This is a genomic window from Nannocystis exedens, assembly GCF_002343915.1.
GTDB classification, from domain to species: domain Bacteria; phylum Myxococcota_A; class Polyangia; order Nannocystales; family Nannocystaceae; genus Nannocystis; species Nannocystis exedens.
On record NZ_NETK01000002.1, the window covers coordinates 173,028 to 198,655 of the forward strand.

19 protein-coding genes are annotated in these 25,628 nt (G+C 71.9%); 14 read left to right on the top strand and 5 right to left on the bottom strand.

Translation table 11 applies throughout. The features are described 5' to 3' along the window. Position 1 precedes the first annotated feature (1 nt). From NAEX_RS44730 to NAEX_RS44740, 3 genes are all read left to right on the top strand, one after another. The gene (locus NAEX_RS44730) at positions 2-1,564 is read left to right on the top strand and encodes a penicillin-binding transpeptidase domain-containing protein (RefSeq protein ID WP_096334048.1); all 1,563 of its coding nucleotides are present in this window, start codon (positions 2-4) and stop codon (positions 1,562-1,564) included. 267 nt (positions 1,565-1,831) lie between these two features. Next, the gene (locus NAEX_RS44735) at positions 1,832-3,061 is read left to right on the top strand and encodes a tetratricopeptide repeat protein (RefSeq protein ID WP_100792735.1); all 1,230 of its coding nucleotides are present in this window, start codon (positions 1,832-1,834) and stop codon (positions 3,059-3,061) included. Positions 3,062-3,112: 51 nt separating this feature from the next. Then, entirely contained in the window at positions 3,113-4,552 is a 1,440-nt protein-coding gene (locus tag NAEX_RS44740) for an AMP-binding protein (RefSeq protein ID WP_096334050.1), read from the top strand. 192 nt (positions 4,553-4,744) lie between these two features. Here the strand turns inward: NAEX_RS44740 and NAEX_RS44745 are convergent, their stop codons facing one another. After that, positions 4,745-5,377 carry a glutathione peroxidase gene (locus NAEX_RS44745; RefSeq protein WP_096334051.1) on the bottom strand — a complete coding sequence of 211 codons (633 nt, stop codon included), beginning with the start codon at positions 5,375-5,377 and terminating at the stop codon, positions 4,745-4,747. 40 nt (positions 5,378-5,417) lie between these two features. Here NAEX_RS44745 and NAEX_RS44750 point away from each other — a divergent pair, with 40 nt between their 5' ends. Then, a complete protein-coding gene (locus tag NAEX_RS44750; RefSeq protein ID WP_170136566.1) occupies positions 5,418-6,035 on the top strand; it encodes an HD domain-containing protein in 618 nt (205 codons plus the stop codon). A gap of 112 nt (positions 6,036-6,147) precedes the next feature. Here NAEX_RS44750 and NAEX_RS44755 read toward each other — a convergent pair whose 3' ends face one another. After that, positions 6,148-6,972, bottom strand: a complete 825-nt coding sequence (locus NAEX_RS44755; protein ID WP_096334053.1) for a DUF4388 domain-containing protein — start codon at positions 6,970-6,972, stop codon at positions 6,148-6,150. Between the two features lie 326 nt (positions 6,973-7,298). Between NAEX_RS44755 and NAEX_RS44760 the strand changes: the two genes are divergently transcribed. Then, on the top strand, positions 7,299-9,038 hold the full coding sequence (locus NAEX_RS44760; RefSeq protein WP_096334054.1) for a hypothetical protein: 1,740 nt from the start codon (positions 7,299-7,301) through the stop codon (positions 9,036-9,038). A 615-nt stretch (positions 9,039-9,653) separates the two neighbouring features. Here the strand turns inward: NAEX_RS44760 and NAEX_RS51735 are convergent. Continuing rightward, a complete protein-coding gene (locus NAEX_RS51735; RefSeq protein WP_177325860.1) occupies positions 9,654-9,812 on the bottom strand; it encodes a hypothetical protein in 159 nt (52 codons plus the stop codon). 95 nt (positions 9,813-9,907) lie between these two features. On the opposite strand from NAEX_RS51735, the gene NAEX_RS44765 reads away from it, so the two are divergent. The 7 genes from NAEX_RS44765 (at position 9,908) to NAEX_RS44800 (ending at position 20,203) form a co-directional block, all read left to right on the top strand. Further along, on the top strand, positions 9,908-10,369 hold the full coding sequence (locus NAEX_RS44765; RefSeq protein WP_096334055.1) for a hypothetical protein: 462 nt from the start codon (positions 9,908-9,910) through the stop codon (positions 10,367-10,369). A 182-nt stretch (positions 10,370-10,551) separates the two neighbouring features. After that, positions 10,552-11,475, top strand: coding sequence for a hypothetical protein (locus NAEX_RS44770; protein ID WP_096334056.1), 924 nt, complete (start codon positions 10,552-10,554; stop codon positions 11,473-11,475). Positions 11,476-11,535: 60 nt separating this feature from the next. Next, on the top strand, positions 11,536-13,218 hold the full coding sequence (locus NAEX_RS44775) for a hypothetical protein (protein WP_096334057.1): 1,683 nt from the start codon (positions 11,536-11,538) through the stop codon (positions 13,216-13,218). 177 nt (positions 13,219-13,395) lie between these two features. Continuing rightward, positions 13,396-15,156, top strand: coding sequence for a right-handed parallel beta-helix repeat-containing protein (locus tag NAEX_RS44780; RefSeq protein ID WP_143825771.1), 1,761 nt, complete (start codon positions 13,396-13,398; stop codon positions 15,154-15,156). A 105-nt stretch (positions 15,157-15,261) separates the two neighbouring features. Next, complete coding sequence (locus NAEX_RS44785) at positions 15,262-16,818, top strand: hypothetical protein (protein ID WP_143825772.1); 1,557 nt, start codon at positions 15,262-15,264, stop codon at positions 16,816-16,818. Between the two features lie 194 nt (positions 16,819-17,012). Further along, on the top strand, positions 17,013-18,557 hold the full coding sequence (locus NAEX_RS44790; protein ID WP_096334060.1) for a hypothetical protein: 1,545 nt from the start codon (positions 17,013-17,015) through the stop codon (positions 18,555-18,557). Positions 18,558-18,700: 143 nt separating this feature from the next. After that, entirely contained in the window at positions 18,701-20,203 is a 1,503-nt protein-coding gene (locus tag NAEX_RS44800; RefSeq protein ID WP_143140198.1) for a hypothetical protein, read from the top strand. Between the two features lie 105 nt (positions 20,204-20,308). Here the strand turns inward: NAEX_RS44800 and NAEX_RS44805 are convergent, their stop codons facing one another. Continuing rightward, positions 20,309-21,043 (bottom strand): hypothetical protein, encoded by a 735-nt coding sequence (locus NAEX_RS44805; RefSeq protein WP_143140197.1) that lies wholly within the window; start codon positions 21,041-21,043, stop codon positions 20,309-20,311. 260 nt (positions 21,044-21,303) lie between these two features. Here NAEX_RS44805 and NAEX_RS44810 point away from each other — a divergent pair, with 260 nt between their 5' ends. Next, entirely contained in the window at positions 21,304-21,486 is a 183-nt protein-coding gene (locus NAEX_RS44810; protein WP_096334064.1) for a DNA gyrase inhibitor YacG, read from the top strand. A 147-nt stretch (positions 21,487-21,633) separates the two neighbouring features. Here NAEX_RS44810 and NAEX_RS44815 read toward each other — a convergent pair whose 3' ends face one another. Continuing rightward, complete coding sequence (locus NAEX_RS44815) at positions 21,634-23,418, bottom strand: signal recognition particle protein (RefSeq protein WP_096334065.1); 1,785 nt, start codon at positions 23,416-23,418, stop codon at positions 21,634-21,636. A gap of 144 nt (positions 23,419-23,562) precedes the next feature. On the opposite strand from NAEX_RS44815, the gene NAEX_RS49175 reads away from it, so the two are divergent. Further along, positions 23,563-25,611 (top strand): vWA domain-containing protein, encoded by a 2,049-nt coding sequence (locus tag NAEX_RS49175; RefSeq protein WP_143140196.1) that lies wholly within the window; start codon positions 23,563-23,565, stop codon positions 25,609-25,611. Positions 25,612-25,628 lie beyond the last annotated feature (17 nt).

Genomic DNA, 25,628 nt, shown 5'->3' on the forward strand with positions numbered 1-25,628 from the left:
CATGTCGGCCCCCAACACCCGACTCAGCGGACTCGGCGCGCTCTTCTTCGTCGGAACTCTCGGCGCCATCGCGTTCTACGTGCAGCGCCAGGAGGTCCCGGAGACGCACGACGTGGTTCGCACCGCGGCGACGGGGACGCAGGCGGCGCCGGAGGAAGCGCCGGTCGCCGCGCTGCCGTGGCAGGACCGACTCGACCTCGCGGCCGCGACGCCGGCTCCGCTGGGCCCCGATGCGCCGACGCCGGCCAAGGCGACGAAGACCGCGGACCCGGACTTCCCGTCGCTCGCCACCGATCTGGCGCGCACGCGCCTGGTGCAGGAGCTGAGCGACGGCCACCGGATCCTTTACACGCTCGACCCGGTGCTGCAAGACGCGGCGCTGCAGATCTTCCGCAACCGCGAGGTGCCGTACGCGGCCGCGGTGGTGCTCGACGTGCGCGACAACGCGGTGCTCGCGCTGGCCGGCCACTCGAGCATGGACCCCGAGGTCGACCCGCTCGAGATCGTGACGACGGCGTGGGCGCCGGCCGCGTCGACCTTCAAGCTGGTGACGGCCGCCTCGCTGCTGGCGAACAAGCACGTCAACAGCAAGACGCGGGTGTGCTTCAGCGGCGGCCTCCACGGCATCACCGACGACCTGTTGCTCGACGACCCGCGCCGCGACGAGCGCTGCGACGACCTCGGCGGCGCCGTCGCCCACAGCCACAACGTCGTGATCGCCAAGCTCGCGCTCAAGCACCTCAGCGCCGACGCGCTGCAGGCGACCGTGCGCTCGTTCAAGTTCGACAGCGACATCCCGTTCGAATTCCCGGTCGAGCGCTCGCCGGCGCTGATCCCGGCCGACGCCAAGGAGCGGGCCAAGGTCGCGGCCGGGTTCTGGCACGTCGACATGAGCCCGCTGCACGGGGCGCTGCTCGCCAGCGTGTTCGCCCGCGACGGCGTGTACCAGGCGCCGCACGTGATCTCGCAGGTGCTCGGGCCCGACGGCACCGACCGCACGCCGGCGCTGCCGAAGACCGAGCGCGTGCTGTCGAAGGACGTCGCCGAGGCGGTCGGCGCGATGATGGTGCGCACGACCACCGAGGGCACCGCGCGCGCGAGCTTCGTCGACCGCCAGGGCAACTCGTACATCTCCGAGGTGCAGGTCGCCGGCAAGACCGGCAGCCTGACCGGCAAGCGCGCCCCGGGCCTCAACTACAACTGGTTCGTCGGCTACGCGCCGGCCGAGCGCCCGGAGATCGCGTTCGCGGTGCTCCTCGCCAACGAGCCGAAGTGGCAGATCAAGGCCCACTACGCGGCCCGCCGCCTGGTCCAGATCTACCTGCAGCGGCGCGACGCGATCGCCGATCACCGCCTCGCCAAGCTGACGAAGAAGGGCGTCGAGCTGCCGGTCGAGGGCAAAAAGGCGGCGCCCGCCGCCAGCCCGAGCAAGCCCGCGCCGCCCGACGCCGTGGCCGCGCGCAAGGCCCCGGCCGCGCGCCCCGACCCCGACGCGCTGCCGCCGGTGCCCGGTCCTGTTGCAAGGCCGCAGGCCGCGAGCGGCAAGGCGCCGAGCGGCGTCTGAGCGCGCGCCCGTACGCGCCACGGCGAAACTGAGGCGGCCTGTCGGTCGCGCCCGCGGCGGCGCCGCCCAGCTCGGATTGCGCGCCGTGGGCGACGAGGCCGACGCCTGTCGTCCGCGCCGGCGAAGGTGCGGCGTCCGACCGCGCGCGCCCGTACGCGTCGGCGACGAGCCGAGGGGCCTCTCGCTGGCGAAGGCGACGAGCGACGTCCGACCGCGCGCGCCCGTACGCGCTTGCGCCCGGACCGGCCGGGCGGCAAAGATGGCGCCGTGCGAGCCAGCGCCGCAGCCGTCCTCCGCGCCACTCGCACGTGTCTTTCGGGTCATGTCCGATGGGCCCTGTCTCTCGGGCTAGGTCTGTCGATCTGTCTCTCGGGACAGCCGGCGATCGCGGCCCCGGCCGCGCCGGCGACCGAGGCGCGGGCGGCGTTCGAGGCCGGCGCGAAGGCGTACGCCGCCGGCGACTACGCCAAGGCGCTGGCGGAGTTCGAGCGGGCGATGGCGCTGCGGCCGTCGTCGAAGATCCACTACAACATCGGCGTGTGTCGCCAGCAGCTGATGCTCGCCGCCCGCGAGCGCGGCGACGTCGAGGCCGAGTCGCTGCACGCGGCCGCGGCCGTCGAGGCGTACAAGGCCTACCTCCGCGAGCTGCCGGACGCGGAGGACCGCGTCGAGGTGGAGGCGACGATCCGCGATCTCGGCGGGACGCCGCAATTTCAGCTCAAACCGATCCCGTTCCCGCGGGCCGAGGGGACACCTGTCGGACGCGAAGATGCGGCGACGTCACCCGCACCTGTCCCTGCGCCGCCGCCGGGGTCTGTCCCCGATCCTGCGCCCGTGGCTCCGCCGCCGCCGGGGGCGGACGCGCGCGACTCGACGTCGCCGCCGCCGTCGCTACCGGCCGAGGTCACGCCGCGGTTCCGCGGTCGCGTGGGTGTGACCTTCGGACTTAACGGGCAGCCGCAAGTCGGCACGTCGCGGCTCGACGGCGCGGTGCAGGGCTTCGCGATGGCGCGGCTCGGCGGCTTCGTCGGCGCGCGCCGTCGGGTCTACATCGGCGGCGCCGGACTGCTCGCGGGCGCCGGCGTCACCGCGAGCGACAAGCTCGCCCTGCAGATGCAAGCGGTGCTGCTCGACCTCGAGTACGGACATCCGGTCGGTCGCGCGCGGCGAGTCGAAGTCGTCGCCGGCGGCTTCCTCGTCGGCGCGCGCGAGACTCTGCGGATCCGCGCCGAACCCCAACGCCCGGTCTGTGTGGCGCATTCCAGCGGCGCGCTCGTCAGTCAGCGGGGCGGGGCGGGCGCGGGTGGACGGGTCGGTCTCCACGTGCTACTTGGAGCGCGCAAAAACCACGAGATCGGCGTGCGACTCTCCACCGCAATCCTCGGCTTCGGACAGGGCACGGCGGCCGCCGGCTGCGAGCCGTCGTTCTCTCAGCTCGATGTCCCGAGAGCCAGGTGGCTCGTCCTCGTCGACTCGGGGTACTCGTTCCGATTCTAGGTCGAACATGGTGAACACACCGCGACGGCGTGGCGCCCGGAGGCGGCACGCATGACCGCCTCCGACGCCGGACAGTTCTACCGCTGGCTCGAAGAGGCCGTGCCGCGAGCGGGCAGTCAGCGCTCGCTCGACAGTCAAGACACGACGCTCAGCCGCCGCGGGCTCATCATCCGCGCCGACAAGCGGGCCCGCGAGCTGGCCGGCCTCAAGGTCGGGGCCGGCGACGTGGTCGCGCTCAGCATGGGCAACGTGGCCGAGTTCGTGATCCTGCTGCTCGCGGTGAGCAAGCTCGGGGCGATCGCGATGCCGGTCGATCCGGCCAACGGCGACCGCAGCCTGCTGGCGGCCGCGCGCCGGATCCCGATCCGCGCCGTGCTCCGGCGCCCGCGCGGGCTCGAGAACTCGCCGCTCGAGTACCCCGAGGGCTACACGCTGCACTCGCGCCGCAAGCTCAGCGGCTCGCTGCTCGAGGTCGACGTGCTCGAGCCGCCGACCGACCTGCGCGAGGTGGTGCCCGGGGACACCGAGTTCATCCTCGAGGCGGTCAGCCCCAACGGGGCGGTCCACGACATCTTCCGCAGCGGCGCGCACCTGCGCTGGATCGGCGAGACCGCCGCGGCGCGGCTCGAGCTCGGGGCGGGCACCCACCTCGCATGCTCGCAGGCGTTCACCAGCCCGCGCTTCTTCGACGCGGTGGTGCTCGGCTGGCTGGCCTCCGAGGCGCGGCTGGCGATGGCCGACAACCCCACGCTCGAGTCGGTGCTGCCGCCGCTCGGCACCTACGAGCGGCTGGTCGTGGTCGACCTGCTCTACTCGTTGCAACGCACCGCCCGCGCGCTCAAGGCCGCGGGGGCCGAGCGCGAGCTGCTGGCCGTGATCCCGCAGGCCACGATCGCGACCTCGCACGGCAAGCTGCTCAAGCAGGTGTTCGGCGCGCCGCCGGTGCAGCTGCTGTGCCTCGAGGAGATCGGGATCCTCGGCACCCGCGTCATGGCCCGCGGCGAGCGCTTCGAGCCGTCGCCCGGCGTCGAGCTGCGGCCCGGCAAGGCCAGCGACGGCGGCCACGAGGTGCTGGCGCGCTCGCCTCACCCGGTGCGCACGCGCCCGCTGCTGGCGGCCGGCGAGCCCGGCGGCCCGGTCGCCGGCGAGACGGCGTGGATCCACACCGGCTACGCCGGCCACTTCAACTCGGTCGGCTCGCTCGGCGAGGTACCTGGCCGAACGGACAGCCTCGTCAACCTCGAGGGCCGTCGCGCCAGCCTGCGCAGCATCGAGGCCGCGATGCGCAAGCACCGGCGGATCACCGAGGCCGAGGCCGAGGTCGAGTACGACGTCGACGGCAACCCCTTCGTCCACCTGCGCTACCGCGCGACCGGCTCGACCGCCCTCGACGACCTCGAGGAGTTCATGGTCGCCGAGCTGCCGCCGTACCTGGTCCCGCGCCAGCACACCCGCCTCGACCCGCCGCCGCCCGACGCCGACGACGATTGAGGCCGCGTGCCGGCCGCGACGGCTCACGGCCTCGCCGTTCGTGGCTCATCGGGCCGCGGCGAGCGACCGGCCCCGCCGATGGTTCATCCGCGGGGGACGAGCGAAGGACATGTCCGAGGAGACAGCTCGGCCTGTCCGCCGGGACAGGTCCCGGCCCGCCCTGCGACGAGCCGCGCGGCTCGCCCCTCCGAATCAGCCGGCCGCCGGCAGGACCTTCTCGATCGCCGCCGTCACCTCGGGCGCGAGCGGGTCGACCGGGGACTCGAAGCGGGCGACCACGTGGCCCTTCGGGTCGATGAGGAACTTGGTGAAGTTCCACTTGACCTCGCCGCGGATCCCCTCGGGCGTCTCTTCGGTCAGGGTCTTGTAGATCGGCGCGATCTCGGGGCCCTTCGCGTGGACCTTGTTCATCATCGGGAAGTCGACGGCGAACTTGCTGGCGACGAAGTTTTTGATCTGGGCCGCGTCGCCCGGCTCCTGGCCGCCGAAGTCGTTCGAGGGGAAGCCGAGCACGACCAGGCCGCGGTCCTTGTAGCGGCCGTAGAGCTCCTGCAGCTTGGCGTACTGGGGGGTGAAGCCGCATTCGGAGGCGGTGTTGACGAGCAGGATCGCCTTGCCGCGGAGGTCGCCGAGCTTCTGCTGGCCGCCGTCGAGCGTCTCGACGGTGTGGTCGATGACGGGGCCCTCGGCGGCGGCGACCGGGCTCGGCTTCGAATCGGCCGGGGCGGCCTTGGCGACCTCGGGTTGGGCGGGCTTCGCGGGGGTGGAGGAGGACGAGTCGCAGGCGACGGCGACCAGGGCGAGGAGCGCGAGCGAGCGGAGCATGGGCGGCAGCATAGCGGAGCCGTGCGCTAAAGTGACGGGCATGGCAGCCGACCGTCCACTGCTGGCGCGGGCGCTCGAGTTCGCGGCGGTCGCCCACGGCGACCAGACGCGCAAGGGCACCACGATCCCGTACGTCAGCCATCTCCTGCAGGTCAGCGGGCTCGTCCTTGAATGGGGCGGCGACCTCGAGCAGGCCGCCGCGGCGCTGCTGCACGACGTCGTCGAGGACACGCCGGTGAGCCTCGACGAGGTGACTGCCGCGTTCGGTCCCGGGGTCGGCGGCATCGTCGCCGACTGCACCGACACCTACGCGGACGACACGCCGGGCAACAAGCGGCCGTGGCTGGTCCGCAAGCGCGCGTACCTCGAGCGGCTGCGGATCATCCAGCCGCGCAGCGCCCTGGTGATCGCCTGCGACAAGCTGCACAACACCTCGACGCTGCTCGTCGACCTCGAGCTCCACGGGGTCGCGACCCTCGCGCGCTTCAACGCGCCGGCGCCGAAGCAGCTGTGGTATTTCCGCGCGGTCGCGGCGGCGCTGGAGGGGCGCGTGCCCGAGGGGCTGCAGGCCAGGCTGAGCGAGCACGCCGAGCGGTTCGCGGCGCTCACCGGCGCGGTCGAGTGGCGCGAAGACGAGGGGGAGCGGCGGGAGGCATGAGCGAACGGACATGTCGCCATGCACATGTCCGGTCACGCATGCTCATGCGGGCATGTTCAAGCGAGCATGTCCCCAAGACCGCACTGCCGCAGAGGCGGCTCGCGCCGGCCGTTCACCGCTGGAACGCGAGCGCCGGCACGCCGCCGAGCTCGAGCTGCAGGTGCCCGAGCAGGCGCAGCGTGTAGAGCAGGGCCAGCAGCTCGTGCTCGTCGACGTCGAAGTCGTCGAGCAGCTCGGCGAGCGAGCGCGAGCCGTCGAGCCGCGCCAGCCAGGCCGACTCGCTCGGCTCGAGCATGAGCGTGGCGGTCAGCTCGGCGCGCCCGTCGTCGGTGCGGTGCTCGTAGGCGAGGCGCGGCAGCTGGTGATGATCGCCGATCGCGTCCCACAGGCGGCGCAGCGGGATCCGGTGCCGGGCCGCGCTCATGAGGATGGCGGCGGTCGAGCGGTCGAGGACGATCCGGTCGGCGCAGGGCCCGGGCTCGAACTGCCAGCTGCCCTCGTTCCACGAGAACATCGACTCGATCATGCGCAGGATCTGCTCGCCGAGCGCCTCGTTGAGCTCGCGCTCGCGGATCAGGCCGTTCTCGAGCAGGACCTCGCCGATCCGCTTGCCGCTCGAGCGCGCCAGCAGGTCCTGGGCCTGGTCGTACTGCGCCCGCGTCAGCAGGCCGCGGGCCAGGAGGCGGTCGGTGAGGCGGTCGCCGGCCTCGTTGCTGCGGGCGAACACCGGCCCCCCGGCGACCATCCACAGGGTCTTCTCGAGCGCGCCCTTGCGCAGGCGCAGGCAGCCGGTGCGGCCCTCGCTGTGGAACTGCCACAGCAGCTCGGGCAGCGGGAAGTCGCGCAGGCGGCCGCTCTCGGGCCGGGCTTCGGCGCTCCCATCGGACGGTCGGGCAGGGGAAGCAGACTCTGCGCGGCTCGGATCGTGGGTATCCATGTCTCGGCTTCGTCCGTCTGCGCCTGAGGCGCGTACGCCACCAGGATAGACCACAACCCCGCCGTGCGTGGCGGCGGGGGCGGCAAGCTTCGCCGCGCGGGCAGGTGTGAGGCCGTGTGCGGGCGCGCACGTGAGACAGTGCGGGGTCCGCGAAGCCAGCGTCGGGGGGCGACCGCGAGTCAGCCGATGGCCTGTCTGAAAGAACAGGTTCCATGCGCTATGTCCGAAAGGACAACCACGGCCCCGCGCCCGGGCGCCCCGGCCGCGGACGCGCGAGTGCAGGCGACCTTGCTGGCGCGCGCGCGGCCGGGTTAAAACCGCCGGCCATGAGGCTCGCCCCGCTCGCCGCGCTCGCGCTGTCCGTCACCGCTTGCACCAAGCCGGAGGCCGAGCCGGCCAAGGAGGCCAGGCCCGCGGCCACGCCTGCGATCGCCGAGGCGCCGCGCAGCGCGGCCGGCGGCATCACCCCCGGAGCCGCGCGCGTGACGGAGTGCCCGCGCACGCTCGGGGGCGCGGAGACGCAGATCGATCGGGTGATCTCGAAGGACTGCGGGCCGGTCACGGTGGTCGAGGACTACCGGGTCGACAACGGCTCGCTCACGCTCGAGGCCGGCGCGACGCTGCAGTTCAAGGACGGCGCGGCGCTGATCGTGGGCGCGTCCGAGACGGCGAAGCTGCTGGTCGTCGGCACGCCGGAGGAGCCGGTGACGCTGACGTCGGCCAGCGACAAGGCGGCGGGCGCGTGGCGGGGCGTCGAGCTGGGGGACAAGGCGGCGCGCTCGCAGATCAAGGGCGCGGTGATCGAGTTCGCGGGCACCGAGGAGCGCGCGCTGCTGCTCGCCGCGGCCGAGGTGGCGCTCGAGGGCTCGACGATCCGCGAGGCCCCGGGGCCGGCGATCCGCATCGCGGGCGCGGGCAGCCTTTCGGCGTTCGCCGGCAACACGCTGCGCAAGCTCGGCTCGAAGGCGGCGATCGTGGCCCCGCCGGCGGGGCTGGTCGGGCTCGCCGGCGGCAACCGCTACGACGGCGAGGCGGTGGTCCAGGTGCTCGGCGGCGACGTCGCCAAGTCGACGACCTGGCCCAACCCGGGCGTGCCGCTGCGGCTGAACGAGGAGGTGCGGGTCGACGGCGCCGGTCCGGAGCGGGCGGTCCTGAACCTGTCCCCGGGGACAGAGCTGCGGTTCGGGCCGGAGGGCCGGCTGTCGATCGGCAGCAGCGCCGATGGCGGGTTGGTGGCGCGCGGCACGAGCGAGGCGCCGATCACCTTCACGGCCGGCGACCGCCGCCAGGCCGGCGGGTGGGGCGGGCTGCGGATCTGGGCCCGCGGCGAGGCCGAGCTCGAGCACGCGGCCTTCGAGTTCGGCGGCGGCGGCGACGAGGGCAGCGCCGCGCTGGTCGTCGAGGACGGGGCGCTGTCGCTGCGCGAGACGACGTTCCGCAGCAACAAGGCCGGCGTGCTGGTCCGCGGCGCGGCGACGCTGCGGGCGTTCGCCGACAACCGCTTCGCGGCGACGCGGCGCGCGGTCGAGCTGCCGGCGAACCTGGTCGGCGCGCTCGGGGAGGGCAACGCGTTCGACAGCGACGGGCGGATCCTGGTCACGCCCGGTCCGGTCGCCGCCAAGGCGACGTGGGCGGCCCACGGTGCGCCGCTCGAGCTGACCGGCGAGGTCCGGGTCGACGCCGAGCTGACCCTCGAGACAGGTCTCCGCGTGCTCGCCGGGCCCGAGGCGGCGCTGGTCGTCGGCGCCGACGCGCCGGCGGCTCTGCTGGCGCAGGGCACCGCGGACGCGCCGATCGAGTTCAGGGCGACCGCGGGGGGGTGGAAGGGCATCAAGCTGCACGGCAAGTCGCTGGCCAGCACGCTGCAGCACGTGCTGCTGTATCAGACCGGCGCGGAGCCGGCGGTGTGGGTCGAGGCGCCCGCCGAGCTCCGCCTCGACAACGTCACCTGCTCGCAGTGCAAGGCGGCGGTGGTCGGCTGGCAATGCGGCGCGTCGGTGTCGCAGTCCGCCGTGCTGGCGACCGACGGGACGCCGGCGATCGACGCCCCGCCGCAGGGCTGCTAGCGGGCAGGGGACGCGCGCGGTCGAGCGGGCGCCCTATAAGTTGTCCAATAGGGCATGTCCCGACGTGCATGGCGCTTTGGACATGTCCTTTGGCGCTAGCGCGCGCCGCCGACCTCCCGCCCGCCCGCGCGAGCGTGTCCGAGAGGGCATGGCCGGCGGGCATGTCACTCCAGCGCGTGGCCGATCCGCGCTCGCCCGCGCGGGCCACCCCCGGCGCGCATGTCGCTTCGGACATGTCACTCCGCTCCAGCGTACGTCGCCGATCCGCCGCCTGCGGCATGTCCGAGCGTCCATGTCGATCGGAGATGTCACTCCGCTCCGGCGTACGTCGCCGACCCGCCGCCTGCGGCATGTCCGAGCGTCCATGTCGATTCGGAGATGTCACTCCGCTCCGGCGTACGTCGCCGACCCGCCGCCTGCGGCATGTCCGAGCGTCCATGTCGATTCGGAGATGTCACTCCGCTCCGGCGTACGTCGCCGACCCGCCGCCTGCAGCATGTCCGAGCGTACATGTCGATTCGGACATGTCGCTTCGCTCCAGCGCGCATCGCCGAGCTTCGCCGCCGTGCGGGCGCTGCGGAGCGCGTCGCCACGCCCGCCGACCGCCGACGCGGATCACAGCAGGCCGAACTTCTCCGGCTGGACTTCGCGCAGGACGTCGCGGATGCGCGCCTGCAGCAGGTCGTCCTCGTACGGCTTCATGACGTAGCCGTGGGCGCCGTTGCGCAGGCCCCAGTAGCGGTCGCTCTCGCGGGCCATGGTCGTGACGAACACGAACGGCGGCACCTGGCCTGGAGGCAGGCCCGAGCACCGAGGAGGGCGCCGGCGACGAGGGCGGCGAGGTCGCCATCAAGACCCCCGGCGAGCCGGTGAACAAGCCGCCGCAGCCGACGATCGACCCGCCGGCCAAGAAGAGCAACCCGCAGTGGGGCGCGGTGGTCGTCGACCCCAAGCTCCTCAACCCGCCCGCGACCAAAGAGCCCGAGAAGGCCGGCGACACCGACGGCGACAGCAAGGACGAGAAGGGCGACAAGGACCCCGGCAAGCGAGGCAGCGACCCGAAGCCCGGCCGCGACCCCAACAGCGAGTTCTGCAAGCAGACGCTGGACAAGGTCAAGTCGGCCCGCGCCGGCGGCAAGCCGGCCGAGATGCTGCGCTACCTGAACGCAGAGCCAGGTTGTTGGAAGAGCAAGGCGGAGTCGGCCAAGCTCAAGACCTACGCGTACAAGGAGCTCGAGAAGTGGAAGGAGTGCGCCCGCGCGGGTCGCGGACAGACCGACGCGGACGTGGTCAAGTGGGTCAAGTTCTGCGAGCGCCGCGAGGCCGGGTAGCGCGCCGGTTCGGTCCTGCGTGATCGCGCCGGGATCAAGGCGCGAACGCGCGCCGCCCGAAGCCTCTGAGAAGTGGACGCGCGGGGAGGTGTGGGGCCATAATTGGCGCCTCCCTTGTCAGGGCGGGGCAGGTGGTGTCACCCTAGCCCGCCGCTCCCGGCCCTTTGGGTCCCCCCGCGCTCATGTACGCCTCGATCCTGGTCGCCCTCTCGCTCGTCCTCTCGCCTGCGCCTGGGGTCTGCCGTAGCGCGCCGTCGCAGCCGGCGCAGGCCGAACGCGTCCTGTTGCCGCCGGCCTCGCGCGGCGTGCCCAAGCCGCCTCCGGCCAAGCGCGAGCGCCTGGCCGCGTCGGCCTCGGTCGCCATCGACACCGCGGCCGCCGGCGAAGAGGGGCAGCTGATGAACCCGCGGATCCAGGCCCGGGTGGTCGACGCGATGAAGGCGTTCAACATCACCGAGGGCAAGGACGCCGGCCTGCCGCAGGTCGCCATCAAGGTCAGCGAGCTCGGTGGCGACGCGATCGGGTGGAGCTACACCATCGACGTGCGCCACGGCAGCGACCAGGCCATCTCGGGCGGCAGCCTGCGCGGCGAGTGCGTCGACTGCATCGAGAAGGAGCTGGTCGAGAAGGTCGGCACCGACGCTCGCCTCGCGCTGCAGCAGCTGCGCGTCTACATCGACGAGTACAACGCCAAGGTCGACGCCGACAACAAGCAGGCCGAGGCCGCCGCGGCGCCGCCGAGCGCCGAGGCCGGGGCTGCGACGCCGGGCGCTCCTGAAGCCGCAGCGGGCCCGGGCGCGGACGCGTCGCCGATGCACCCGCTGTGCAAGGCGGGCATCGGCCTGATGGCGGCCGGCGTGGTCGGCATCGGCGTCGGCATCGGCCTCGCGGTGCTGCCCGATCGCCAGATCGATCCGAACATCGGCTACGAGCTGCGCAGCACCACGGTTCCGGGGTACGTGACGCTCGGAATCGGCGGCGCGGCGGCGCTCGCCGGCGTGGCATTGTTCGTCGTCGGCCACCGCAAGGCCCGCGCTTCGCAGACCGCGCTCGTACCCAGCTTCGGCGCGGGCGTGGTCGGGCTGCAGTGGTCCGGCCGCTTCTGATACCCTGCGGGGTCGAGGCTAGAGGTCATTATGTCGGAGCTTGGTTTGCGTGGTCTCGGGGTGCGAACGCTGTCGCTGCTGCTCGGAGCGGGCGCGCTGATCGGGTTCGCGGGCGGCTGCTTCATCACCAACACCGCGCACTGCGGCTACCACCAGAACGGGGCCGACAACCCGTGTCCCGCGGGCTTCGTGTGCAACGTGTGCGCGGCCGACAACAACGGCTGCGTGCCCGAGGGCGAGGCCGACTCGATCGAGCCGCAGTGCCGCGACAGCGGCACGATCGGCACCAGCACCGAGCCCGGCACGATCGGTCCCACCGACGGCCCCTCGACGGTGCCGACGGGCACCGACACGACCGAGACCACCACCGACAGCACGACGGTCGGCGTCACGACCATGGGCCCGACGTCGACCACCGAGACGACGACGGAGACGACGACCGACACCAGCACCACCGAGGCGCCGGAGACCACGATCGAGACGATGTGCGACCCGATGAACCTCAACGACCCGAACTGCGGCGAGCAGTACTGCGTCGCCGCCGGTCAGTGCGGCTGGTGCACCTCGCTGCCGCAGGACAAGACCTGCGCCGACGTCGACGCCGCCACCCCGGCCTGCGACGAGGTCTCGGGCAAGTGCGTCGAGTGCACGAAGGACGTGGCGCAGCTGTGCACCGGCAACACCCCGGTGTGCGACGAAGAGACCCACGAGTGCGCCCCGTGCACCGAGCACTCGCAGTGCGGCACCACGGCCTGCGACATCTTCGACGGCAGCTGCTTCCCCGACACGGAGGGCTCGGTATTCTACGTCCAGGGCGGCAAGATCGACTGCCAGGCCAAGACCGGCCTGACCGAGAACGACCCGTTCTGCAAGCTCACCGACGTCCCGCTCAACGCGGCCAAGGTCACCATCCGTCTGATCGCCAGCACCACCCCGCCCGGCGGTCTGGCCGTGCCGGAGAACAGCGTGGTGGCGATCGTCAAGCACAAGGCGACGGTGCCCGAGATCAACGGCCAGGACATCCTCGGCACCCCGGTGTCGCTCGGCCTCAACAGCCGGCTGTACCTGTCGGGGGTCAAGCTGCGCTTCGGCCAGGGCTCTCTCGTCAAGTGCGCCGGCGGCTCGCTGTGGGCCCATGACGCGATCTGGGAGGGCAACGGCATCAACTCGGCGCGGGCCATCGACGCCTCTTCGTGCAAGGTGTCCGTCCACCGCTCGAAGATCCTGCGCTGCGGCGCGGCGATGCAGGTCGCCAACAGCGACGTGCGGATCGAGAACAGCTTCATCCTGGAGAACGGCGCGCCGACGGCCCAGCACCCGGCCTTCAACTTCTTGACCAACGCCAAGGCCCACATCACGTACTCGACCATCGCACTCAACAGGGTCGTCAACACCGTGTCGACCTTCAATTGCGTGGGCAACGGCCAGGACATCGTGCTCCGCAACTCCGCGGTGGTGGGCGTCACCAAGCTCACCAACTGCAACGACATGGACGAGCGGCTCACGTTCGAGAACGGGCGCTTCGAAGAGGTCCCCGACGGCGCGATGGCCGACAGCCTGATGTCGCAGTGGTTCAACGCGCCGGTCCAGGACGTCTACACGCCCAAGGACAGCGACAACGTCATGGACCCGCTCGAGGACACCGCGATGTGGGGGGAGGGCGATCCGCGGTTCGACTTCACCGGTCTCACGCCGATCCCCACCGAAGAGCCCAGCTTCGCCGGCGCCCGGCAGCCGCTCTAGATGTGGGTGCGGCGGCGCGCAGAGATTTCCGGCCAGGGCTGCAGCCGGAGCCCGCGTAGCCGCCTGATTGTTCGTTCAGGTGGCCTGGCGAAGTGTGGGCCAGATACGTGGTTCGGCCGGCTCCCTGCGCGAGGGCGGTTGTCCGGCACGGGAGGGTGAGCGATAATCGAACTTGCCATGCGTTCACCCCGTGCCTGGTCTTATGTGACGTACCTCGCCTCCACCTTCGTCCTCGGCGCGTGTCCGACTTCGCCGGCGGCCACGGACACCGACAGCGACCCGACGACGGGAGGACAGGTCCAGACGACCAGCACCAGCAGCGACGACTGCCCGATCGGCGACCTCGGCTGTGCGTGTACGCAAGGTGGCGCCTGCAACGAGGGGCTCAGCTGCTCGCCGGACAACAAGTGCGAGCCCGCCGAGCAGACCACGACCAGCGAGTCCGGCCCTGACGAGACCACGGCGACCACCACGGTCGAGCCCGGTACGACGGCCAGCGACACCTCCACGACCGGCCCGGTGACGCCGTGCAACCCGGACGACGGCCAGCCGAACGTCGAGTGCATGGACATCGACCCGCAGCAGCCGTTCTGCTCCGACGCCGGCGTGTGCGGCGGCTGCACCGTGCTGCCGCCCGACGGCTGCGCGATCGTCGACCCGGACAAGCCGATCTGCAACCCCGACGACGGCCAGTGCGTCGCCTGCACGGTCGACGACCAGTCGCTCTGCACCGGGGCGACGCCGGCGTGCAACCCGGTCAACAACACCTGCGAGGGCTGCTTCGAGCACAGCCACTGCCCCGACACCGCGTGCGACATCCTGAAGCGCGAGTGCTTCCCGATCGACCAGGTGATCTACGTCCGCCACGGCACCGAGGGCCAGCAGGAGTGCACCAACAAGGTGCCCCAGGGCGGCTACGAACAGGCGCCGTACTGCAACGCCAATTTGGCGATCGAGCACGCCCAGTGGGAGGGGCCGACCAGCGGCTGGACCTTCAAATTCCTCGACACCGACGCCGCCACGTTCCACGGCGACATCCACATCCCGTCGGTCGACGTCGGGGAGCCGATCAGCTACGCGTTCGTCCACGAGGGCAGCTTCCCGCAGCAGGAGCTGAGCCAGCTGCAGTACACGCGGCTGCAGTCGAACGGGGCCGTCATGACCGTCGGCGCCAACGTCGTCGCCTACGTCAACAACTTCAGCATCTACAGCATCAGCAACCAGGACGACAACGCGGTCGGCATCGGCTGCCTGCAGAACTCGAGCGTGTTCCTCGACGACAGCTACATCCGCGACACTCGCGGCTCCGGCATCCGCTCGTTCGGGTGCGACGTCTACCTGCGCCGCTCGAGCATCTACAAGAGCCGGACCGAGGGGGTGGAGCTCAACTGCGCCGAGCAGCACTGCGAGCTCCACATGATCAACAGCTACATCTCGGACAACCAGCACGTGCAGAGCGACGGCGGCGGCGGCATCTTCGCCGAGAACGCCACCCTCGACATCGTCTTCAGCGGGATCCTCGGCAACAACGCCGAGGTCGACCTGAACGACATGTTCGCCCGCGGCGACTCGATCCACTGCGTCGGCGACACCGTGGACGGCCTCATCCGCAATTCGGTCATCGGCCGCAAGCAGATGGGCAACGCGATGTCGATCAAGTGCACCGCCAAGCTGACCTTCCAGAAGACCCTGCTCGACAGCGAAGAGTTCAAGATGGGCAACCACAAGAAGGCCAGCGAGGACATTCTCCAGTACTTCAACACCAACACGATCACGGGTGCGAAACCGATTAATCCCGAGCCGCCCATGGGCTCGCCCGAGGACCTCGCGCTCGCCATCTGGACGAAGGGCGATCCGCGGGTCGACTTCGACGGCCAGGCGCGCACGGCCAAGGACAACCAGATCGACTACGTCGGCGCCGACGTCATGGGCCCGTGACGCGTGCGCGCTCGCGCGCACGCGCTCGCGCGTCGGCGCTTGCGCATGGGCGCGCGAACGGCTCGCGTTGCGGCCCGCGAAACCGTTGGAGATACTGGCGGGACCATGCGTATCCCCTTGTCTTGTCGGGGCCTCTGGTTGGGCCTCGGCCTCGGCTTCCTCGCCGCGGCGTGTACGCCGGGCGGCCCGCAGACCGAAACCTCGTCCGAGAGCGACAGCGACGCCTGTCAGCCCGGTTCGCTCAACTGCGTGTGCGAGGCCAACGGCTGCGACCCGGGCCTCGTGTGCGCGTCGGGCTACTGCGTCGAGGACAGCAACGCGACCTCCGACGCGACGCTGACGACGGGCTCGTCGACGCCGACCACGGCGACCGAGACCGAGCCGGGCACGACGGACCCCACCGAGGGCTCGATGACCACGGAGACCCCGCAGTGCGACGACGGCCCCGGGGTCTCGCAGCAGTGCCCCGACACCGCGCCGTACTGCCTCGCCGAGGGCGTGTGCGCCGACTGTTCGGGCCTGACGAGCTGCGCCGACGTCGACGCCGCCAAGCCGGCGTGCGACGCCGCCTCGGGCCTGTGCGTCGAGTGTACCGAGGCCGACGCCTCGGCCTGCGGCGGCAACACGCCGGTGTGTGACCCCGCCGCGAACGCCTGCACCAGCTGCGTCGCCCACGAGCAGTGCCCGAGCGGCGCGTGCAACATCGCCACCGGCGCCTGCTTCGAGGACGCGCTGTGGGTCGATCGCCAGGCCGCCTGCGACGGCGACGGCAGCGAAGAGGCCCCGTTCTGCGAGATCCAGGACGCCATCGCGACGATCCCGACCGACACGCCGACGATCGTGCGTGTGCGGTCGGGGCCGACGACCTACAAGACCAAGATCGACGTCGGCAGCAACCTCATCGTCGCCATCGCCGGCGAGGGCGGGTCGGCGACGATCGACGTCGACGTCGACGCGCTGCTCGTCAACGACGACGCCCGCGTCTACCTCAAGGACCTGCGCTTCGTCGGCAGCTCGATGTCGGCCGGCAACGGGCTGGTGTGCCTCAACGCCGAGGTGTGGACCGACAGGGTCGAGTTCTCGTCGCGCGAGTCGGTGGCGGTCGACGCGATCGGCTGTACGCTGCAGATCCGGCGCTCGCGCCTCTACGCGAACCCGGGCGGCGGGATCAAGGTCGACAAGGGGAAGGCGCGGATCGAGAACAGCTTCGTCACCTCGAACGGCGGCAACTTCTCGCAGTACGGCGGCGTCCACGTCGTCAGCGGCGGCGAGCTCGACATCGTCTACTCGACGATCATCGGCAACAACAGCGACGCGACCGCCGACTCGCTCCACTGCGCCGACCCCGGCCCGGTCACCCTTCGCAACGTGGTGCTGTTCGGTCAGTCGCAGGCGACCTCGGTCAGCTGCGACGGCGCGACCGCCAGCGACAGCCTCGTCGACAGCAACCTGCTCGCCGGTCGCAACGTGACGGTCGAGGTCTCGGCGCAGTCGGCGTGGTTCAAGGACGCCGCGAGTGGCGACTTCCACGTCAAGGCCGGAGCGCCGTTCGCGGAGTTGGGGCGCTGGCGCACCGACGATCCTGCGGTCGACTACGACGGCGACCCGCGGCCCGACGTCGACCTCGCGCCCGACTGGGCCGGCGCCGATCGCTTGCCGTGATCGACGGCGACGTCGTGCGAGCGACGTCGACGGCGAGCGCGGCGACCCTGCGCAGCGTTCGTCGTGCTCGCGCGCTCGATCGCGGCGCGCGGGCCCGCGCGTGCGCGCTTTCATGAAGTGTCCTCGGGGACAGGTTGCGACCGGGCCGGCGAACGGGAATACTCGAGCGAATGATGCGGCTCTCGCCAGCGCATGTGGCCCTGTGGCTCGGATTCGGCGTCTCCCTCGGCGTCGCATGCACGGGCCCGACCGCGACGACCACGGAGGGCGACGACACCACCACCGGGGACACCGAGTGCCTGGTCGGCAGCGTCGGCTGCCAGTGCACCCCGGGCGGCACCTGCGACGGCAACCTCGTGTGCGCCTCGAAGATCTGCGTGCCGCTCGACGACACCAGCACCGGCGTCACGACCACGGACACGGACACGGGCCAGCCCACCGCGGGGACCGACACCTCGGCGGGTGAGTGCGAGCCGGCGAACGGCCAGCCCAACGCGGTCTGCGGGTCCGACGAGCCGTACTGCAGCACCCTGGGCGAGTGTGTGCCGTGCTCCGGGATCGCCAGCTGCGCGGCGGTCGATCCGGCCACGCCCGCCTGCGACGCGGTCAGCGGCCTGTGCGTCGCCTGCACCGAGGACGACACGTCCGGCTGCACCGGCACCACGCCGGTCTGCCACCCCGAGACGCAGACCTGCCACGCTTGCACGAGCCACGACGAGTGCAGCGGCGCCGCCTGCGACATCGCCACCGGCGCGTGCTTCCCGGCCGACGGCGCGCTGTGGGTCGACGGCGCCGGCGACTGCGACGACGCCGCGAGCGGCAGCGAGGCCGAGCCGCTGTGTACGATCGCGGAGGCGCTGTCGCGGGTGGTGGCCGCCGATCCGCAGGCGATCCTGGTGCGCCCCGCGGTCTACGACGGCGCGCTCGTCGTGCCGGAGTCGAGCGTGGTCGCCATCGTCCGCGCGGGCGCCGGCGCCGTCGAGATCCTGGGCAACGGCGACGCCACGCTCGGGCTCGGCAACCAGGCCCGCGTCTACCTCGACGGGCTCGAGCTCCGCGGCAACGACGTCGGCAGCGGGGTCGTCTGCGACGGGGGCGAGCTGTGGATCGATCGCAGCCTGATCCGCCAGCATCACGTCAGCGGCGTCTCCGCCGTCGGGTGCGACGTGCAGGTGCGCGCGAGCGCGTTGAACAAGAACCTCGGCGAGGGCCTGTTCGTGTCCGGCGGCGCGGTGCGGCTCGAGAACACCTTCATCACCGAGAACGGCGACAAGGCCAACGCCGACAACCCGCGCGGCGGCCTCGCGCTGGCTGGCGGCGCCACCGCCACGCTGGTCTACGTCACGCTGGTCGGCAACAACGCGTACACCGGCGGCGGGCTGTCGGTCGAGTGCGAGCCCGATCCGGGCGTCGAGTCGGTCAGCCTGCGCAACTCAATCGCCTTCAACGCCGTCGGGTACAGCACCTTCAACTGCGAGGGCGTCGAGGTCGTGTCGCACACCGCGTACTCGGCCGCGACCGACGAGCCCGACGACGACAACCTCGGGGTGGCGACGGCCGAGGTGCCGATGCTCGTCGGCGCCGACGCGGCGATCCCGGGCGTGTACCGGCCTGTGCCGGGCACCAAGCTCGACGGGGTGGCGATGTTCGAGGGGGGAGACCCTGACGTCGACTTCGAGGGCGACCCGCGACCGACGGATGAACCCAGCTTCCCCGGCGCGGATCAGCCCCCGCCGTGAGCGCGAATTGTGCCTCCGCGGCCGAAAAGCGCCGCGGTCGCCGGGCCGGTGGCGAGTTTTCCGGTCCGGGGAATGGCTTTGTGGACAACTCGCGTGGCCCGGTGCATCCTGGCCGCGATCCCCTTGTGCACTAGGAGTTACCGATGACCCGACAGTACTGGACCGTCGCAATCTTGGCCTGCGCGCCGCTGGTCGCCGGCTGTCCGCCGACCTACACCCCCGGGGAGACCGAGAGCGGGACCGAGACCGACAGCGAGACGACCGACACGTCGACCTCGACGTCCCCCGAGGTGACGACGACGACGTCGACCACGGTCACGCCGACGACGGAGCCCGAGACGTCGACCACCACCACGAGCACGTCGACCACCGGGCCGACCACCGGGAACATGGGCTGCGCCGGCGACGGCGACTGCACCGACCCCGACAAGCCGTTCTGCATCGAGCAGGCCTGCGTCGGCTGCGACGGCACGCCGGACCCGGACGCCACCTGCGCCGAGGTCGACGCCGCCACGCCGGTGTGCGACCCGGACTCGGGCGCCTGCGTGGTGTGTACGCCGGAGAACCAGGGCCTCTGCACCGACGCGACGCCCGTGTGCGACGCGGCCACCAACGAGTGCGTCGGCTGCGTCGAGCACGACGACTGCCCGGACAGCGCCTGCAACACCGAGACGGGCGCCTGCTTCGCGCTCGACTACGTCGTCCACGTCGACGGCGCCGCCCAGTGCGACATCGGCGACGGCACCAAGGAGGCGCCGTTTTGCCAGATCCCGCAGGCGCTCGACAAGGTGGCGATGAACGACCCGTCGCTCGGCTGGACCATCAAGGTCAAGACCGGCAACTACATCCACCCGTCGCTGGTCGTGCCGGAGGCGAGCAACCTGGCGATCGTCGGCGACGGCGGCATCGCCAAGATCCGCTCGAACACCGGGCCGACGCTGCAGATCAACCCGTCGTCGAAGGTCCTGCTCGGCAAGCTCAACTTCTCGAGCAACGCCGACGACACCGGCCTCACCTGCACGGGCTCGCAGGTCCAGGGCACCGACCTGAACTTCAGCCTCAACCGCCAGGGCTACGTCGGCACCGACTGCACCGCGCACTTCAACCGCACCGTGTTCTACAAGAACACCTCGGGCGGCCTGTCGGCGTTCGGCGCCGGCGCGACGGCGGTCGTCAACAGCTACATCTCCAACAACGGCGCGAACGCCGAGGCCAACTACGGCGGCCTGCTCACCGGCCAGAGCCACGAGCTCAACCTGGTCTACTCGACGGTCGTCAACAACCTGTCCGAGGTCGGCGCGCGCTCGCTCCTGTGCATGCCCGACGCCGGCGCGGCCACGGTCCGCAACTCGGTCATCATCGCCTTCGTCGCCCCGTCGATCGACTGCGCGACGGCGACGTTCGAGAACTCCGCCATCGACGAGGGCAAGACCGACGGCGACACCAACCTCGCCGCCACCATGGCCGACGCGATGGTATGGTTCGAGGGCCAGGTCGGGGGCGTGTACAAGGCCAAGGCCGACACGCCGATCGCCACGCTCGCCGTGTGGAAGGATGGCGACCCCGCCACCGACTTCAACGGCGACCCGCGCCCGGCGACCGACGGCGAGACCGACTACGCCGGCGCCGATCGCCCGGCGCAGTGAGCTGTCCGCGAGAGCAGGTCCTTCGGGACCTGTCCTGAAAGCGCAAGAGGAGGCCCGGCCTCCTCTTGTCGTTGGGTCGGTCGGCGAGGCCGAGGCCGCGGGCGCTCAGAAGTGGCCGACCACGCCGAAGCCGAGCGGGCTCAGCGTCGGCCGCGAGGCCGGGCGCCGGGCGCCGCGCGACGGCGGCAACAGACCCACGCCGGCGCCGAGCGCCAGCCCGAGTCCGGCCCCGAGCAGCGACGCCGCGACGGCGCGTCGATCGAACCACGGCCCGACGCGGGTCGCGTAGTCGTCGGCGTCGCTGCGCGGGTAGGCGGCGCTCTCGGCGGCCAGCCACGCGGCCCCGAGCGTGAGCGTCACTCCGCCGACGATCGCCTGCGCGAGCCACACCCGGCGCCGCACCGGCACGGCCGCGGTGACGCCGGCGGCGATCAGGCCGAGACCGGAGCCGACGAGCCCCGCGCCCGCGGCCGCGTAATGGGCGTGCGCGACGATCGCAGGCTCGCTGCACAGCGGCTCTGTCGGCCCGATCGCGCAGCTGCCGACCTGACGATCGAAGCTGCGTGTGCGCAGCACCACCAGCGCCGAACCGGTGGCGAGGAGCGGCAGCGAGAGCGCCAGGAGGGCGGCGCTGCGGCGGACGCGGGCGCGGGCCGGCAGGGGAGGGCGGGCCGGTCGCGCGGCCGCCGAGCCGGCGGCGACGGGAGGCGGGTCGTTCGCGGTCCGCGTCGACAGCGAAGGCCCATGGGCCCTGGTCGGTCGCACGCTCTCGGATCCCTTGGCCGCCGTCATGGTCGGCGAGCCGACGAGCGACAGGCCGAGCAAGACTCGCCCCAACATGCTCCGGAACTATGAGCGACGCGAGAGCGATGGCCGACGGGTTCACCGGCGGTCGTGATCTCACCGGCGGGCCCAGAACTCGCAGGCGAGGGGCAGGGCAGGGCGGTGCGCCCGCTGACGTGCGGCGAGATCGGCCGCTGCGGCCGGGCCCGGCACGTGACCGACGCCGACGCGCGGCGAGGCGCGCGCGAGCTGCCACGCGCGCGCGAGGCCCGGCGCTGGTGGCGTCGGCGTGTGGGCGTGCTAGCGTCGGCAGGGTCATGAAGATCCGCTGCCCGATCTGTCACAAAGAGCAGGAGGTGCCCGACGACTTCGCGTACCGGCCGTTCTGCTCGCAGCGCTGCAAGACGATCGACCTCGGCAACTGGCTCGGCGAGGCGTACCGGATCTCCCGGCCGATCACCGCCGACGACGAGGAGCCGGGCGTCCGCGGCGCGAACTGAGCGGTCCGGCGAGCTCGCCGAGCTGACGGTCCAAGCGTCACGGCCCTCACCTCGAGCCACCCGGTCGAAGCGACATGTCCCTCACGACATGAGCATGGCGCCATGTCCCAGGCGCCATGCTCGAAACGACCTGCCCGTTCGGGCAGCTCACTTCTTGTCGCGGTTCTTGCGGCGGGCCAGCTTCTCGGCGCGGCGCTTGTCGGCGAGGCTCTTGTAGTCGACCCTTGACGGCGAGCGCGGGGCCTGGCCGCCGCCGCTCTGCTGCTGCCCGCCGAGGCCGGGGAAGCCGCCCATGCCGGGGAAGCCGCCCATGCCGGGCAGGCCGCCCATGCCGGGCATTCCGCCGCCGCCCAGGCTGTTCATCAGCGAGCCGAGCGCGTTCGGGTCGGACAGCATCTTCCGCATCGCGTTCATCTGCTTGAGCATCTTCATGCCCGGGACCTTGTCCATCATGCCCTGCGGCTTGGCGGGCATGCCCGGGATGAGGCCGCCGAACATGTCGCCGAGCATGCCGAACATGCCGCGCATGGTCATGAAGCGGCTGACGAGGCCGCGGACGTCGTCCTCGGTGCGGCCGGAGCCGCGGGCCACGCGGGTGATCCGGGCGGCGACGAAGTCCTCCGGGCGCAGGTCGTTGGGGTCCTTCTCCTTGGCGCTCTTGTGGATCGACCGCTTCTGCCGCCGGCTGCCGCGGCCGCTGTTGCCGTCGTCGTCGAGGAAGACCTCGGGGTTCTTCCGCTCCTCCTTCGTCATCGAGCGGATCATCGCCTCGACGCGCACGAGCTCCTTGTCGTCGGCGGCCTTCTCGAGCGCCTCGGGCGGGATGTTGGCGCCGAACATCTGCCCGAGCGGCATCTTCTCGAGGATGTCCTTCATGCTGCCCATCGACTGGATCGTCTTGATCTGGCTCAGGAAGTCATCCATCGTGAAGGATCCCGAGAGCATCTTCTCGGCGTCCTTCATCGCCTGCTCCTCGTCGACGACCTCGGTGAAGTCGTTCATCAGGCCGACGATGTCGCCCATGCCGAGGATCCGGCTGGCCAGGCCCTCGGGCCGGAACTCGTCGAGCTTGTCGAGCGACTCGCCGATGCCGAGGAACTTGATCGGCTTGCCGGTGACCGCCTTGACCGACAGCGCCGCGCCGCCGCGGGCGTCGCCGTCGAGCTTGGTGAGGATCACGCCGGTGACGTCGAGCCGCTCGTCGAAGGTCTTGGCGGTGGTGACCGCGTCCTGGCCGATCATCGCGTCGATGACGAGGAAGATGTTGGCCGGCTGGACCCGCGCCTTGATGTCGTCGAGCTCCTTCATCAGCGGCTCGTCGATCGTCAGGCGACCCGCGGTGTCGTAGATGACGAAGTCGAGCCCCTCGGCCGCCGCGTGGTCGGTCGCGTCGGCGCAGATGTCGACCGGGTTGGCGCCGTCGACCGAGAACACCGGCACGCCGATCTTCTGCCCGAGCACCTTGAGCTGGTGGACCGCCGCCGGCCGGTAGACGTCGGCCGCGACCAGCATGACCTTGTAGCCGGCCTTCTGCAGCTTGCGCGCGAGCTTGCCGGCGGTGGTGGTCTTACCGGAGCCCTGCAGGCCGACCATCATGATGCCCGTGCAGCCCTTGCGCGCCCGGTTCAGCGAGGTGTCGACCGGCCCCATCAAGGCGATGAGCTCGTCGTGGCAGATCTTGACGAAGTGGTCCTCCGGCCGGACCCGCATCGTCTCGCCCTGCTTCTTGGCCACCAGCGTGACCTTCTCGCCGAGCGCCTTCTCCTTGACGGACTGCAGGAAGCGCTTGACGACGTTGAACTCGACGTCGGCCTCCAGGAGGCTCAGGCGGACGTCCTTGAGCGCCGCCGCCACGACGTCGTCCGTCAGCTCGCCCTTGCCGGTCAGGCGCTCCCGCGCCGCGCGAAAACCCTTCGAGATCGTCTCAAACACAGCCCGCGGTTTCTACCACGGGCCCCCCCGGTGCGCCGACCCGCGCGCGTGCGCGGCGTAGCTCACAAGCGCGGACCGGCCCCGACGCCCGTCCCCGGCCCGGCGCTGGTGAATCTCGCGCCGGAAGGCTACGTTCTCGGGGCCATGCCGAAGGCCAGCGCCGCGCCCGGGGAGCCCTGTGGCTGGGGGATCCGCCTCTTTTTCCTCGGACGCACGGTGGCCCAGATCGCGGCCGACGACGCGACCCCGGTCGCCCTCGGCGAGCGCAAGGACTGCGATCTCGTGCTCCCCGGCCTCGGCGAGCGCACGCTGCTGACCGACGGCGCGACCCTCGTCATCCCCGCCGGCCTCGTCGGCGAGGTCCACGTCGGCGAGCGCACGCAGGCGGCGGAGGGCAGGGTGACCCTGTCCCCCGGCGACCGGGCCTCGCTGCGCGTGGCGGCCCACCCGGACATCGCCCTCGACATCCAGCGGGTCACGCGCGAGCGCCTGCCGTGGTCGGCCCGCTTCCACGCCCGCGACCTGGCCCGGCAAATCGTCACGGGCGCGGCGCTGGTCGGCATGGTGGCGCTGCTGTGGCGGATCGAGAAGGTCGAGAACGTGCTCAAGCTGCGCGGCGAGCCGACAGCCGACGACGACTCGCCGCTGATGCGGGTGATCTACGCGCCCACGGCCGAGCCCGTCGAGGTGATCCGCGCCCGCGAGCTGTTCGTCGCGCACCTGCCGCCGCCACCGCCGCCGCCGCCCGCGCCCGCCGAGCCCGGCTTCGACCGGGTGGCGAGCGGACCGACGGCGATCCCGCTCGCACAGGAGGGCCTGGTCGAGGTGGTGGACGTGGCGCCGGGACGCGCCGAGGAGGCGCCGACCCTGGCGCCGCGCCGGGGCAAGAAGGCGCGCCGCGGCAAGCGCGGGCCGGACCGGCTCGACGTCGGCGAATACGCGATGATGAGCGCGCTGAACGGCGACGGCAACGCGATCGGCGCCTTCGTCGCGGAGGACGACAGCGCGTTCGTCGGCCTGCTCGGGACGCGCGGGAGCAGCATCGACGAGTCCTTGGCCGTGCGTGAGCTGCTGCGGGATCAACCTCGAGGAGCCCTCCAGGGCGGCGCGATCGGCGACCTCGGCGGCCCTGGCGGCCTCGGCGACGAAGGCGGCGGCGGGACAGGCGTGGTCGGCGGGGTGTTCGGCGGCGCCGGGACGGGCATGGTCGGCGGCGTCGAAGGCGGCGTGGAGGGAGGCGTGGTCGGCGGCGTCGAAGGCGGCGTGGAGGGAGGCGTGATCGGCGGGGTGATCGGCGGCGTGGTGCTCGACAGCAGCATGCCCCAAACCCCAGGTGTCGAAGGACATGTCCCTCCGAACATGGTCCCGGGAGCAGCCCTCGGCGGCCCGAGCTCGCACGCGTCGCTCGGGGCGAACGCGACGCGGGGCGAGCGCGACGGCCTGGCGGCGGCGGTGGTCGAGGCCTCGTGCGCCGACCCGGCGATCGTGCGCAAGCAGCAGATCGACGTCGTGTTCGCGGTCGATGTCTCGACCACCATGAACTTCATGCTCGGCAAGATCGGCCGCGAGATCGCCGCGGTCGACGCCGCCGTGCGCGCCCACAACCTCGACGCCCGCTACGGCCTGGTCGTGTTCGTCGACGACGTCATGGTCACGAACGGCGGCCAGCCGTTCGCCGACCTGGTGGCGCTGCAGCAGGAGCTGGCGAAGTGGCAGCAGTTCACCGCCAGCAACCGCGAGATCGGCGCGAACGCGGCCAACCTCGACTGGCCGGAGAACACCCTCGACGCGCTCCACGCCGCCGCGACCCAGTTCGCCTGGCGCGATCCGTCCGCCACGCTGCGCGCGGTGGTCCACGCCACCGACGACGACTTCGGCGAGGCGCCCGCGGTGCAGAGCGGCCAGCGCGTGCAGCACGGCTACCGCGACACCGTCGCGGCCCTGCGCGCGGCCGAGGTGCGGCTGTTCAGCTTCGCCGCCAAGGTCGGCGGGCAGTGCGAGTGCCTCGACGTGCGCGCCGGGCTGTTCACGCCGTACCGCGGGCAGCAGGCGATCCCGGCGGCCACCGGCGGGGCGGTGTTCGACATCGACGAGGTCGCGTCGGGCGCGCTGAACTTCGGCGCCGCGGTGTCGGGCGCGCTGAAGTCGGCGGTCTGCACGCACTACCCGCTGTCTCCGGTCGCCGGCAAGTAGCCCGGAGGCCGCGCGGC